At 64.7% G+C, this 12,342-nt stretch carries 14 protein-coding genes; 11 read left to right on the forward strand and 3 right to left on the reverse strand.

The window, feature by feature from the left end:
* Positions 1–98: 98 nt before the first annotated feature.
* From ABD842_RS09275 to ABD842_RS09315, 9 genes are all read left to right on the forward strand, one after another.
* Positions 99–932: a Rossmann-like and DUF2520 domain-containing protein gene (locus ABD842_RS09275; protein WP_345112817.1), complete on the forward strand. Its 834-nt coding sequence runs from the start codon at positions 99–101 to the stop codon at positions 930–932.
* Between the two features lie 59 nt (positions 933–991).
* Positions 992–1,324 (forward strand): 2Fe-2S iron-sulfur cluster-binding protein, encoded by a 333-nt coding sequence (locus tag ABD842_RS09280; protein ID WP_345112818.1) that lies wholly within the window; start codon positions 992–994, stop codon positions 1,322–1,324.
* Between the two features lie 102 nt (positions 1,325–1,426).
* The gene (iscX, locus tag ABD842_RS09285) at positions 1,427–1,666 is read left to right on the forward strand and encodes a Fe-S cluster assembly protein IscX (protein WP_345112819.1); all 240 of its coding nucleotides are present in this window, start codon (positions 1,427–1,429) and stop codon (positions 1,664–1,666) included.
* 47 nt (positions 1,667–1,713) lie between these two features.
* Positions 1,714–2,220 (forward strand): KdsC family phosphatase, encoded by a 507-nt coding sequence (locus tag ABD842_RS09290; protein WP_345112821.1) that lies wholly within the window; start codon positions 1,714–1,716, stop codon positions 2,218–2,220.
* A 134-nt stretch (positions 2,221–2,354) separates the two neighbouring features.
* Positions 2,355–2,549 carry a cold-shock protein gene (locus tag ABD842_RS09295; RefSeq protein WP_073112714.1) on the forward strand — a complete coding sequence of 65 codons (195 nt, stop codon included), beginning with the start codon at positions 2,355–2,357 and terminating at the stop codon, positions 2,547–2,549.
* Between the two features lie 135 nt (positions 2,550–2,684).
* Entirely contained in the window at positions 2,685–3,605 is a 921-nt protein-coding gene (locus ABD842_RS09300; RefSeq protein WP_345112825.1) for a geranylgeranylglycerol-phosphate geranylgeranyltransferase, read from the forward strand.
* 108 nt (positions 3,606–3,713) lie between these two features.
* Positions 3,714–4,943 (forward strand): BamA/TamA family outer membrane protein, encoded by a 1,230-nt coding sequence (locus tag ABD842_RS09305; RefSeq protein ID WP_345112827.1) that lies wholly within the window; start codon positions 3,714–3,716, stop codon positions 4,941–4,943.
* A 181-nt stretch (positions 4,944–5,124) separates the two neighbouring features.
* Positions 5,125–6,282 (forward strand): BamA/TamA family outer membrane protein, encoded by a 1,158-nt coding sequence (locus ABD842_RS09310; RefSeq protein ID WP_345112828.1) that lies wholly within the window; start codon positions 5,125–5,127, stop codon positions 6,280–6,282.
* A gap of 122 nt (positions 6,283–6,404) precedes the next feature.
* The gene (locus ABD842_RS09315) at positions 6,405–7,622 is read left to right on the forward strand and encodes a glycosyltransferase family 2 protein (RefSeq protein ID WP_345112829.1); all 1,218 of its coding nucleotides are present in this window, start codon (positions 6,405–6,407) and stop codon (positions 7,620–7,622) included.
* Here ABD842_RS09315 and ABD842_RS09320 read toward each other — a convergent pair.
* From ABD842_RS09320 to ABD842_RS09330, 3 genes are read right to left on the reverse strand one after another with little or no spacing between them, the layout of a single operon-like run.
* Entirely contained in the window at positions 7,619–8,218 is a 600-nt protein-coding gene (locus tag ABD842_RS09320; protein ID WP_345112831.1) for an SAM-dependent methyltransferase, read from the reverse strand. The genes ABD842_RS09315 and ABD842_RS09320 overlap by 4 nt on opposite strands.
* Before the next feature lie 52 nt (positions 8,219–8,270).
* Positions 8,271–9,029: a PIG-L deacetylase family protein gene (locus ABD842_RS09325; RefSeq protein ID WP_345112833.1), complete on the reverse strand. Its 759-nt coding sequence runs from the start codon at positions 9,027–9,029 to the stop codon at positions 8,271–8,273.
* Positions 9,022–10,224, reverse strand: a complete 1,203-nt coding sequence (locus ABD842_RS09330; RefSeq protein WP_345112835.1) for an acyl-CoA dehydrogenase family protein — start codon at positions 10,222–10,224, stop codon at positions 9,022–9,024. The genes ABD842_RS09325 and ABD842_RS09330 overlap by 8 nt, the downstream gene beginning before the upstream one ends.
* Before the next feature lie 196 nt (positions 10,225–10,420).
* On the opposite strand from ABD842_RS09330, the gene purH reads away from it, so the two are divergent.
* Together purH and ABD842_RS09340 are read left to right on the forward strand one after the other, a co-directional pair.
* Complete coding sequence (purH, locus tag ABD842_RS09335) at positions 10,421–11,953, forward strand: bifunctional phosphoribosylaminoimidazolecarboxamide formyltransferase/IMP cyclohydrolase (protein ID WP_345112837.1); 1,533 nt, start codon at positions 10,421–10,423, stop codon at positions 11,951–11,953.
* Positions 11,954–12,037: 84 nt separating this feature from the next.
* The gene (locus ABD842_RS09340; RefSeq protein ID WP_345112839.1) at positions 12,038–12,274 is read left to right on the forward strand and encodes a hypothetical protein; all 237 of its coding nucleotides are present in this window, start codon (positions 12,038–12,040) and stop codon (positions 12,272–12,274) included.
* The last annotated feature ends 68 nt before the right edge of the window (positions 12,275–12,342 follow it).

Consider the following 12,342-nt stretch of genomic DNA (forward strand, 5'->3'; position numbering starts at 1 on the left):
TCGCGAGTACAAGGTGCTAAAATTCCTTGAAAAAGAAGATAATAAAATTGAGCTAAAACTCACCCTCGTACCTTTCCTCCTAATTACAGGCCTTTTTTATGCCCGCAGATTCTTCTCCGCTTCGTATTGTGTTGCTTGGTGCGGGTCGCGTAGCCACCCAGCTGGGGCCGGCGCTGTGGCGGGCGGGCCACCAGATTCTCGGGGTGTGGAGCCGCACCGCGGGCAGCGCCGCGGCCCTGGCCGCCCAGATTCCCGGCGCCCAGGCCCTCGACAGCGCGGGCCTGCGGGAGTTGCCGGCCGCCGACATATATATCCTGGCCGTACCCGATGCGGCAGTAGCCGCAGTGCTGGCCGCCGTAGCTCTGCCGCCGGGCGCACTGGCCGCCCACACGGCCGGGGCGCTGCCGCTGGGCGTTTTTGAGGCGTATCCGCAGTTGCGGGGCGGCGTGTTCTACCCCCTGCAGACCTTCAGCCCGGGCCGGAGCGTGGACTGGGCCGGCGTGCCGCTGTGCGTGGAGGCCACGGCGGCGGCCGATGAGGCCCTGCTGGTAGTCCTGGCCCGGAGCCTGAGCAAGTCGGTGCTGGTGGTAGCCACGCCGCAGCGGCAGGCCCTGCACGTGGCCGCCGTCTTCGCCAGCAACTTCACCAATCATTTGCTGGGCATCAGCGACGCGCTGGCCCGGCAGGCCCAGGTGCCGTTTGCGCTGCTCACGCCCCTAGTGCGCGAAACGGTGGAAAAAGCCCTGCACCATCCCCCTTTCACCGTGCAGACCGGCCCCGCCGTGCGCCACGACAACGCTACGCTCGATTTTCACCGGGCGGCGCTGGCGGCGCATCCCCGCTGGCTGGCCTTATATAAGGAGCTGACCGACAGTATTCAGGCGCAAAGCGGGCCGCCGCCGCCAAACAACGAGGAGCTCCCGCCGCTTTGATTCGGAAACCGGGGTGCGTACCTTCGTGCCCGCATTTTGCCTTCCCAAGCACTTCCTCCGTGAAAGTCGTTAACATCACCTTTAAGTTTCAGGACGGCCAGCCCGAGCAGACGCACGTAGCGGCGCAGGGGGAGTCGGTACTGGACGTTGCGCTCAACAACGACATTCAGCTGCAGCACAACTGCGGCGGGGTGTGCGGCTGCAGCACCTGCCACGTGTATGTGCTGCAGGGCGAAAACGACCTGCCTGAAATCAGCGACAAAGAAGAGGACTTCATTGACCGGGCCGTAAACCCGCGCATTAACTCCCGTCTGGGCTGCCAGTGCGTGGTACAGGGCGGCACCGACGATCTGGTGGTTCTGATTCCCGCCCAGGAGTTTCTGGGGCACTAACTATTTCAGTTGCGGGTTACGCGTTGCCGGCTGCCAGCCCGTTCTGGTGCCCGGCGACCCTCGACGGGCAACTGGCCACTGAACACACGAAACCCAAATTCTATGGCCCACTTTGAGCCCCCCATCCAGTGGAACGACCACGAGGACATTGCCATGGCGCTGTATGAGAAGTTCGGGGCTGAATTTGGCGAAGCCAAAATCTACCGCATCCGCTTCACCGAGCTGCTCGACTGGATTATGACCCTGCCCAACTTTGCCGGCCAGCGTGAGCAATCCACCGAGGGCCATCTGGAGCAGATCCAGGCCAAATGGGTGTACGAGTGGCGCGACAACCAGAAATAAGCCCGGCGGCCCCTTCGATGGGCGCTGTCTTTCCTACCCAACCCGCTATGAGTTCTACGCCTGCTGCCCCCGACCTGTCCGCTGTCAAAGCCTTTATTCTGGACGTCGACGGGGTGCTGACCGATGGCACGCTGCTGGCCCTGAACTCCGGGGAGCAGGCGCGGGCCTTTCACATCCGCGACGGCTACGCCATCCGGCACGCCCTGCGCCGGGGCTACCGCATTGTGGTCATCTCGGGTCGGGAAGAGGAAGGCGTGCGCAAGCGCCTGGAGTCGCTGGATGTACACGACATCTACCTCGGAGTTGATGACAAGATGAAGATCTTCAACAACTACATCAACACCTACCGCCTCGATCCGGCCCACATTGCCTACATGGGCGACGACATGCCCGACATTGAGGTGATGCGCCGCTGCGGGGTGGCCGCCTGCCCCGCCGACGCGGCCGCCGACGTGCACCAGATCAGCCAGTACGTGTCGGCCCTGCCGGGCGGACACGGCGCCGTGCGCGAGCTGATTGAGACCGTTATGAAGCTGCAGCAAACCTGGCACTAGCCTGGGTGCAGCGGAAGGATAACAGCCGCTCCCTCACCTTTTTGTACGGGGTGAGAGGGGCCAAAAGCGAGTTGCAGTTTTCTAAAATCCCTCTATATTTACCCACTCATCCATTCATCCTTTTTTTTCCTTTCATGAAAACAGGAACCGTAAAATTCTTTAATGAGTCGAAGGGCTACGGCTTCATTACAGATGACACGACGAAAGAAGATTTCTTCGTGCACGTTACCGGCCTTAACGGGGGCCAGATCCAACAAAATGACCGCGTGGAATTTGAAACGCAGGAAGGCCGCAAGGGCGTAAATGCAGTCAACGTGAAGAAAGTGTAGGGTTTCCTACCCTGGTTATTTTAGCTTGCTTGAAAGCCTCTCCGGTTGGAGAGGCTTTCTTTTTGCGCCGCTGCCCACTCCGGAGTCGGTTGCGGGTCAGTATCACCATCTTTGTACCCCAATCCGCCCGTTGCCATGCCCGTACCCGCCCCGCCGTCTGCTCCGGCCCCGCCCGCCGGCCCCGCCCGGGCGGGCGGCTGGGCGGCGCTGTGGCAGCTGGTGCGCTTTCCCAATCTGGTCATCATGGCCCTGTGCTTGGCGCTGGTCCGGGCCTACCTGCTCGGGGCTGCCCGCCCCCTCACGGCGCTGGACGGCGGCCGGTTTGCGCTCCTGGCGCTGGCGGCGCTGTGCGTGGCGGCGGCGGGCTATATTATCAATGACTACTACGATGTTAAGATTGATGCCATCAACCGGCCCGAGCGGCTGGTAGTGGGGCGGGTGGTAAACCGCCGCCATGCCATGCTGGCCCACCTGCTGCTCTCGGGGCTGGGCGTGCTGGTGGCCGGGCTGCTGGCGCCGCTGCTGGGGCTGGTCAACCTGGGCTCGGCGCTGCTGCTGTGGGGGTATTCGGCTCGGTTCAAGCGCCTGGCGCTGGTCGGCAACCTGAGTATTGCCACGCTCACGGCAGCGCTGGTACTGCTGCCCGAACTGCAGCTGCGCACCGGCCTGCCCCTGGTATGGGGCTACGCCCTGGCCGCCTTCCTGCTCACTATGGTGCGCGAGATAGTCAAGGATGCGGAAGATATGCGCGGCGACGCCGAGCACGACTGCCGCACCTTGCCCATTGTGTGGGGTGTGGCCCGCACGAAGTGGGTGACGGGCTTTTTTCTGCTGTGCCTGGTCGTGTTTGTGGCGGGGGCGGCTGGGCAGGCTGGGCGCAGCGGCCACTGGCTGTTCGGGGGCTGGCTGCTGCTCACGGTGCTGGGGCCCCTGCTGCTGCTGGGCCGGCTGCTGGCCCGTGCCGACCGCCGCCGCGACTTTGCCCGCCTGAGCGCCTGGTGCAAGTGGATTATGCTGGCCGGGGTGGTGTCGATGGTGCTGACAAAGCCGGGCTAAAACCGTAAGCCCGACGGTTGCGTTAGCAGCAGATGCACCAGCCGAGGGCAGTATATAACTCTTTGTATTCCGGCCCTGTTCTGTTCCGTATTGTCCAACTTTCCTTGTATGCGTTTTCTATTCTCTCTGCTGGCCCTGGGGCTGCTGAGCACCACCGTTCGTGCCCAAACTACGCCTGCGGACTCCTCTGCGGCCGCCGCCGCGGCCACTCCGCCAGCTGTAGCCCCGAAAACGGGCCGGTTTGCCAAGCTTCTGGAGGCCAGCGACAAGCCCAGCTTTGTGCCGATTCCGGTGTTGTTTTCCCAGCAGGAAACGGGCCTCGCCGTGGGCCTCTCGGTGTTGCCCGTGTGGCGCTTCGGCACCGATACGACCACGCGCAAGTCTAATGCGCGGTTCGTGGGCTGGATCAGCCAAAAAAAGCAGACCAGCCTGCAAGTCACGCACAACGTTTTTACCCCCGGGGAGAAGCTCTACCTGCTGGGCGAAATCAGCTACTACGACGTTAACTTCTTTTATTACGGTATCGGCAATGACACCCGTAAAGCCGATGAGTCGGAGGTCGCCTACAAGCTCTTTATCTTCAACCAGCGCGTGATGCCGCGCATCGCGCCCAACCTGTTTGCCGGTCTGCAGTACCGCTTCACCGGCCTGCGCAGCGTGAAGTACGACCAGCCGGGCGAGGAAGGAGGCATCAATAAATTTCAGAAGGACATAAACGACGGCCGCATCTCGGCTCTTGAAGCCGGCGGAGGCAACACCTCGGGCTTCGGCCCGGCCGTCCTCTACGACGGTCGCGACAACGTGCTGGCTACTTATCGGGGGCAGTACCTGCATCTGCACAGCATGTTTGCGGGTAAGTATGCGGGCAGCGACTACACGTTCAGCCGCTTTCAGATCGATGCCCGGCACTTCCAGCCCTTGTTTGGGAATACCAAAACCATTCTGGCCCTGCAGTATCTGGGGCAGTTTCATACGGGCGGCAAGGTGCCTTTCCGGGAGCTCAGCGCTTTCGGGGCCGACCTGGGCGGCTCGATCTACAACTACGCCACGCTGATGCGCGGGATTTATGAAGGGCGCTTCCGCGACCGGCAGATGATGACCTTCCAGGCTGAGCTGCGCCGCAAGCTGTTCTGGCGCATCGACGGGGCCGTCTTCGGGGCCGTGGGTGAAGTAGCCAATCAGGTCAAGGACTTCTCGCCCGACGGGACCAAGTTTGCCGCCGGGGTAGGAGGGCGCTTCAACTTCAACCGCCGCGACCGGCTGAACCTCCGGCTCGACTACGGCGTTGGGTCCGGCGGCAATTCCGGGGTGTATTTTTCCGTGGGAGAAGCGTTTTAAAGCAGCCTGGGTTGATTGCCGCCCACATCCGCCCGGTGCGGCGGTGAAGTGTGCAGGAAAGCAGCAGAGCCCTGACGGACCCGCCCGGGCCGGAATGCTGGTTAGCGTCAAAACCGTATCTTCCGCCACCTGACTTCCTGCCGTGGTCGGCATCCCGACCCGCTCGTTCCTTGCTTCCCCTATGCGCTTTTTATATCCGCTACTGCTGGCTCTGGCTCTGCCTGCCCTGACCTGCGCTCAGACCAGTCCTCCCGGTCCCGACGACCCGGCAACGGCGGCCCCCGTGGCGCGCAAGACCAAGCCCAGCTTTATCCCGTTTCCCATTGTGTTTTCGCAGCCCGAAACCGGGCTGGGGTACGGGCTGGCGGTGCTGCCGGTGTGGCGCTTCGGCACCGACTCCACCGTGCGCAAGTCCAACGCTCGGCTGCTGGCGTGGCGCACCACCAAAAACCAGAGCCTGGTGCAGCTGACGCACAACGTCTTCACGCCCGGCGAACGGTTTCTGCTGACTGGTGAGGCAAGCAACTACTACAAGTTTCCCATCAACTATTACGGCTTCGGCCCCGGTACCAGCCTCGACGATAAGTCCATCATCCAGTACAAGGTGCTCATCTTCAATGAGCGGGTACTGCGGCAGGTGCACCGCAACCTGTTTGTGGGCCTGCAGTACCGCGGCACGTACCTGCGCGACGTGCAGGTGCTCAAAAATATCGACCAGGACACGCCCCAGCAGCGCCCTAGCCTGCTGCTGGCGCGTACTGCCCGGGAGTATGCCGAAGACACGTTCATCTCGGGCCTCGGGCCTTCGCTGCTCTACGATGGCCGCGACAATATCCTGAGTACTTTCCGCGGCAATTACCTGGAGCTGAGCAGCTTTTTCAACGGCGGCGTGCTGGGCAGCGACTTCCGCTTCAGCCGCTTCCTGCTCGATGCCCGCCATTTTCACGCGCTGGATCAGGCGGGTAAAACCATTCTGGCGGCGCAGCTGGTCGGGCAGTTCCACGTGGGGACCGTGCCCTTTCGGGAGCTGGCCAACCTAGGCGGCGACAAAGTCCTGCGCGGCTACTACGAGGGCCGCTACCGCGACCGGCAGCTGCTGGCCGTGCAGGCCGAGCTGCGCCGCAAGCTGATCGGACGCTTCAACGGGGTGGTATTTGGTGGCCTGGGGCAGGTCGGCAACACCGTAGCCGAGCTGGGCAAAAACAGCCTGAAAGCCAGCGGCGGGGCCGGCATCCGCTTCCAGTTCAACCGCGCCGACCGCCTCAACATCCGCTTCGACTACGGCGTGGGCCGCGGAGGCTCTTCAGGTATCTACTTCAGCATTGGCGAGTCTTTTTAACTGGCTGCTGAAGAAGAATTTACTGTGTCAGTCAGCTTTTTTACGAGTCTGAGACGTCAATAGAGCCATTGGAAAGCTCCTCCGTACCATCCTGGCGGCCCGATTTGGCGTAAGGAGCAGGGATGGAACACGTCTCCCCACTACGCTTTCATGCCGCGCAGGAAGCTACCGCCGGCCTGGTTTCGCTCACGCCGTGGCGCATCATCACTCCGCCCCGGCGGAAGCTGCAGGCCGTGGTGATAATTCCGGCCAAGGATGAGGCCGACCAGCTGCCCCAGACCCTGGCGGCCCTGGCCGCCCAGACCGATCTGGCCGGCTGCCCATTGGCCCCGGAAACGTATGAGATTATCGTGCTGGCCAACAACTGCCACGATGAGACGGCGGCCGTCGCCCGGTACTTTGCGGCCCTGCATCCGGCGCTGGCGCTGCACGTGGCCGAAATCATGCTGCCGCCGGCCGAGGCCCACGTAGGCCGCGCGCGGCGGCAGCTGATGGACGAAGCCTGCCGCCGGCTGGAATTTGTCGCCAGCGGACACGGCGTAATCCTGAGCACTGATGCCGATACCCGCGTGAGTCCTACCTGGGTGGCCGCGACGCTGGCCGAGCTGCGTACCCACCGCGCCGACGCCATCGGGGGGCGCATTCTGACGCCGCGGGCCACGGGTAGTCCGGCCCAGCGCCGCTACCACCTGCGCGACACGGCCTACCGCCTGCTGCGCGCCCGCCTCGAAGACTTGATTGACCCGACGGCCGCCGACCCCTGGCCGCGTCACCACCAGCACTTCGGGGCCAGCTTTGCCATTACGGCCCGGGCCTACCGGCGCGTCGGGGGGCTGCCGGCCGTCGCGTATCTGGAAGATGAAGCCCTGTACCAGGCGCTGTGCCGCCACGACCTGTGCGTGCGCCACAGTCCCGCCGTGCGCGTATTCACCTCCGACCGCCACGAGGGCCGCGTGGCAGTCGGGCTTTCGTGGCAGCTGCGGCAGTGGGCCGCCCTGCAGGAGCAGCAGCAGGAGCCGCTGGTAGAGGGCGCCTCCCAGCTCGTTGCTGACTGGCGGCTGCGCCGACAGCTGCGGCAGCTTTGGCAGCTGGCCTCGCAGCAGACGCCACTGCTGCCCGGCCTGCCGGCCAGTGCCCTGCAGGAGGCCGCCCGCCAGCTGGGACTGCTACCCATGAGCCTGGACCAGCAGCTGCGGCAAGCGGCTACGTTTGGCGGACTATGGCAGTGGGCTCAGCAACTACGTGCCCAGGGCGCACCGGCCTGGCTGCCGGTGCCGTTGAGCCAGGCCACGGCCGAGCTGCGGCAGCAGGTGGCGGCGTGGGAAGCGGTAGCGGTTTAAGCTTTTTCCAGCATATCAAGCCGGTAGGTTTCGTGGCGCTGCCCGCTTAGGTGACGCAACGGACCCGCGGGACCCGCCTGCCGCAGGAAGAACTCGTGAACCTCAGCCCCGGTGAGCGGGTAGTCGTGCACAATGGGGGTCCAGTGCACCAGCAGCAGCTGGCCGCCGGGCGCCAGGGCCGCCAGCAGCAGCAGCGCCGTGCGCTCCAGGTCCGGTAGCGCCCAGTAGTAGCCGACTTCCGACAGCACAATCAAATCGAAGCGCGCCCCGGCGGGAAACTCGGCCGGAAGGCTCATGCGCTGAAACTCCACCTGGGGCAAGAACCGGCACCGTTCCCGGGCCCGGACCAGCGGAGCCTCGGCCACATCAACAGCCAGCAGGTGCCCGCAGCGCGGAGCCAGCTGCTCGGTGAGCACGCCCAGCGAGCAACCGATTTCAAAGGCTTGCGGGTAGCTCGGGTTGGTCAGCGCCCCGATGGTGGTGGCGTATTTTCCTTGCTCGTAAGCACTGGTTTCGAAGTTCCACGGGTCCTGATTGGCGCGGTACACGGCGTCAAAATAGCTGGGGGGCAGCGTGTGGGGCTGGTTCTGATTCATGGCGAAAGGCTGGTGGGAGGGCAGGAAGAAAGAATCCGCAGGAACCGGCTGGCTACCGGGGGCTGGATTCCGCTGCTTCCAGGTACACCTCAAACGGCTGGGCAAAATGAGCGAGCATAGCTGCGGACAGCTGAAAACCGGTTGGGTCATCGTCGATTACCGCCGTGAGCTGGGAGCGGTGGGCGGCAATGGCCTGCTGCTTCACGTCGAGCACGGGGGTAATATCGAGCCGCCAGCCGCGTACCTCGCCGGGCTGGGGCAGCTCGGCCGCCGCCGCCCGCTCCCAGGCCCAGACCACGTACTCCACCACGCGCGGCGGGGTAGGCAAGCCGGCGCAGGCGGCCCCAACCAGCTGGCTGGTAGCGCGGTGGTCGGGGTGAGGGTCACGCCGCCAGGGCACCAGGACGGTTTGGGGACGCTGGGCGGTCAGATGCTCCCGAAGCCGGGCCACTGCGGCCGCAAAGCCCGCCGCCCCGGTGGTGGGCACTCCCCCGTCGGGCAGGTTCAGGTGTAGCGTCGACTGGGAGTCAACTCCCAGAATCAGCAGCGCGTCCCGCAGCTCCGCCGCCCGCAGGGCCTGCCGGGCCGGGGGCGGAAACCGGCGGGAGTTTGGGTGCGACATGGTGCCGTCGCTCACCAGCACCGTACTGACGGGTTGGCCGGCCTGCCGCAGCAGCGCCAGCAGTCCGCCGCAGCCCAACGACTCATCATCGGGGTGAGGGGCCACCACGACGGTAGCGCCCAGGGAGGCCGCAAAGCCCGGGGGCAGCAGGGGAAAATCAGCGAATTGGAAGGGGGCAGCCTTAAGCATTCCAGAGCGAATGAGCGGGAGTAGGGTGTGCGAGCACAAAGCGGCCGGCGTCGGCTACGGCGGCATCGGGGGCGGGCTGCCGCAGGTAATGGGTCAGGTCGCGGTGCAGGCGCTCGAAGGGCTCGGGGCGCAGCAGGCCCCGGGCGCCCACGCACCGCTCCGCCAGCTGCAGGGTGCGCAGGCAGATTTCCTCAATGGCAGTGCGCATCAGGTTGGCGTAGGCAATGGTGGCGGCGACGTCGGCTTCGGCCGCCGGGCGGGTGGCGTGGTCGGCGGCCCCGCGCAGCCACAGGTTGCCGCTTTCGACCAGCATCGCCATTTCGCCGAGGCGCATTTTCTGGTACGGATCATCCAGGCGGCCCAGGTCGCGCAGGAAGCGGCGGGTTTCGTCGAACACCGCTTCGGCGGCCCCCAGCTGCACGGCGGCAAACCGGATGGCCCCGCCGCTGAACCACGGCTGCTGATAGTAGGCCCCGGGCGGACCCAGCAGGTCCTGGGGCCCAATTTCAGCCCCGGTCAAATCGACGCGGAAGCTGGCGGTGGCGCGCATCCCCAGCGGCTTCCAGAACGAGGCGTCCAGCGTGGGAAGCTGCTCATCGGCCGGCAGAATGAACATCTGCCAGCCGCCATCGGGCAGGGCGCCGGTGATGAGCGGGCGCGTAAGGTGGCCGGCCCCGGAGCCGAAGGTTTTGCTGCCCCGGAGCCGGAACCGGCCTTCGGGAAGCGGCTCCAGATGCACGCCGTCCTGCGCTTCCGTGTTCCAGACGCCGAACAACCGGCCCTGGCGCGCGTCTGCGGCCCAGCGCTGCACCTGCGCGGGCTGCCCAAAGCGCTGGGTTAGCTGTAAGGCATTCAGATGACCTTCGTACACCCGGCCCACGGCCAGGTTGCCGCGTCCGAGGTGCTTGAGGGTGCGCAGCATGCTCAGCGTCTGGGGCGGGGCCAGCAGGCCGGCACCGCCCAGGGCTTGGCTGAGCGGGGCCGTGAGCAGGCCCGCGGCTCCCAGCCACTGAAACTCTTCGGTCGGGAACCCGCCTTCCTGGTCGGTCAGCGCGGCCTGCGCCGCCAACCGGCCGGCCAGCGCCGCGGCGGCTTCTTCGGGAGTAGGAGCCGCCAGCATTTCCGGTAGCCGATCAGGGACGGGAGTAGCGGCTGCGGCCGCTGTTTCGGCCGCGAAATATTCCAGCAAGGACATAGAAGAAAGGAAAAGAGGAGCGGGCTAGTTGATTTTTCAGGCCCCGAAAACGCCAGGCCCGGGTATACTACTACGTACGACTTTGGGGACGCGGTTGGTGGCAGCATAACAATTCGGTAATACGACGCGTTGGGTGCCCGGCGGGGAGGTGGCTACCTTCGTGCGTCCCAATCGTCCCGTTTAACCCCTTCTTGCCATGTCGCAGCCCATCCGCTCCGCCCTCGTTTCCGTCTATTACAAAGACCGTCTGGAGCCGCTGGTAGCGCTGCTGAAGGAGCAGGGGGTGAAGCTGTACTCCACGGGCGGCACCCAGCAGTTTCTGGAAGAGCAGGGGGCCGAAGTAACGGCCGTAGAAAGCCTGACCGGCTTTCCGGCCGTGTTCGGTGGCCGGGTGAAGACTCTGCACCCGAAGGTGTTTGGCGGCATTCTGCACCGCCGCCACGAAGCCGGCGACCTGGCCGAAGCGGCCCAGTACGATATTCCGCCCATCGATCTGGTGATTGTGGATCTGTACCCGTTCGAGGAAACCGTGGCTTCGGATGCCGCCGAGGAGGATATCATTGAGAAGATAGACATCGGCGGCATTTCCCTGCTGCGCGCCGCCGCCAAAAACTACCGCGACGTGCTCGTGGTCAGCAGCCGCGACCAGTACGAGGCCGTGACAGAGCTGCTGCGCGCCAAAAACGGCGCCACCGACCTAGAGGACCGCCGCCACTACGCCGCCGCCGCCTTCGAGGCCACGTCGCACTACGACACCCACATCTTCAACTACCTCAGCCAGGGCACTGCCCTGCACGGAGCCGCCCTGAAAGTCAGCCAGAAGCCCGCTACGGCCCTGCGCTACGGCGAAAACCCCCACCAGGCCGGCACTTTTTACGGCGACTTCCCGGCCCTGTTCGACCAGCTGCACGGCAAGCAGCTCAGCTACAACAACCTCGTGGATGTGGATGCGGCCGTGCTGCTGATGCAGGAATTTGCGGCCGGCGAGCCCGCCTGCGCTATTCTCAAGCACACCAATGCCTGCGGGGTGGCCCAGGCGCCCACCGTTGCCGAAGCCTACCGGCACGCCCTGGCCTGCGACCCGGTGTCGGCCTTCGGGGGCGTGATCATCGTGAACCAGCCGGTGGATGAGGCCACGGCGGCGGAGCTGAACAAGCTGTTTTTCGAGGTGCTCATTGCCCCGGAGTTTGAGGCTGGGGCGCTGCCGATTCTGCAAAGCAAGAAAAACCGCATTCTGCTGCGCCAGAAGCCCGTGGCTTTCCCCCGCAAGCAGGTGAAAACGCTGCTCAATGGCCTGATTGAGCAGGACTTCGACCGCCAGACCGAGACGGCCGCCGACTTTAAAGTCGTGACGCAGTCGGCGCCGACGGCCGAGGAAACCGAGGCGCTGGTGTTTGCGGCCAAGGTCTGCAAGCACACCAAGAGCAATACCATCGTGCTGGCCCGGGCCGGGCGGCTGCTGGCTTCGGGCGTGGGCCAGACGTCGCGGGTGGATGCCCTGCGCCAGGCTATTGAGAAAGCCAAGGCGTTCGGCTTCGACCTGCACGGCGCCGTGATGGCCTCCGACGCCTTCTTCCCCTTCCCCGACTGCGTGGAAATTGCCGGTGCCGCCGGCATCCGCGCCGTGGTGCAGCCCGGCGGCTCCATCAAGGACGCCGATAGCATTGCCGCCTGCGACCAGCTGGGCATGGCCATGGTGATGACCGGCGTGCGCCACTTCAAGCACTAGTGGCTGAGACGGAGGCGGTGACAAACCGGATAGTGTATATTTGATAATCCTGTTCTTTCCTCAACCTCTGTCGTCTGCCCTGTTGTGAAATCAAGCCAGCCTGAAATTCTGCTGTATGCCATGGGCACCCTGCTGGTGATGAGTGGGGCCTTTGTGCGCATCAGCCATCTGACCAGCGCCACTGTAGGCTTCACGCTCCTGTTCGCGGGGCTCTTGCTGGGCAGCGTAGGCAAGCTGCTGACTTTCAGGCGCAAGCGGCAGCTGCAGGCGCGCAATCGGGAGTTGGAGGCTGAGCTGGCAGCCTTACGGGGCAAGTCATAAAGCGGCCGCCGCCATTGCCCTTGATTCAGCAGAAAGCCCTGACGCACGCGTTGCGTCAGGGCTTTCTG

Origin of the sequence: Hymenobacter algoricola (genome assembly GCF_039539525.1) — a bacterium.
Taxonomy (GTDB): domain Bacteria; phylum Bacteroidota; class Bacteroidia; order Cytophagales; family Hymenobacteraceae; genus Hymenobacter; species Hymenobacter algoricola.

Coding starts and splice junctions, on each gene's coding strand:
- ABD842_RS09325 (WP_345112833.1), bottom strand. CDS start 9,029: ATGCTTAAGGCTGCCCCCTTCCAATTCGCTGATTTTCCCCTGCTGCCC.
- ABD842_RS09275 (WP_345112817.1), top strand. CDS start 99: ATGCCCGCAGATTCTTCTCCGCTTCGTATTGTGTTGCTTGGTGCGGGT.
- ABD842_RS09290 (WP_345112821.1), top strand. CDS start 1,714: ATGAGTTCTACGCCTGCTGCCCCCGACCTGTCCGCTGTCAAAGCCTTT.
- purH (WP_345112837.1), top strand. CDS start 10,421: ATGTCGCAGCCCATCCGCTCCGCCCTCGTTTCCGTCTATTACAAAGAC.
- ABD842_RS09315 (WP_345112829.1), top strand. CDS start 6,405: ATGGAACACGTCTCCCCACTACGCTTTCATGCCGCGCAGGAAGCTACC.
- ABD842_RS09310 (WP_345112828.1), top strand. CDS start 5,125: ATGCGCTTTTTATATCCGCTACTGCTGGCTCTGGCTCTGCCTGCCCTG.
- ABD842_RS09300 (WP_345112825.1), top strand. CDS start 2,685: ATGCCCGTACCCGCCCCGCCGTCTGCTCCGGCCCCGCCCGCCGGCCCC.
- ABD842_RS09330 (WP_345112835.1), bottom strand. CDS start 10,224: ATGTCCTTGCTGGAATATTTCGCGGCCGAAACAGCGGCCGCAGCCGCT.
- iscX (WP_345112819.1), top strand. CDS start 1,427: ATGGCCCACTTTGAGCCCCCCATCCAGTGGAACGACCACGAGGACATT.
- ABD842_RS09295 (WP_073112714.1), top strand. CDS start 2,355: ATGAAAACAGGAACCGTAAAATTCTTTAATGAGTCGAAGGGCTACGGC.
- ABD842_RS09320 (WP_345112831.1), bottom strand. CDS start 8,218: ATGAATCAGAACCAGCCCCACACGCTGCCCCCCAGCTATTTTGACGCC.
- ABD842_RS09305 (WP_345112827.1), top strand. CDS start 3,714: ATGCGTTTTCTATTCTCTCTGCTGGCCCTGGGGCTGCTGAGCACCACC.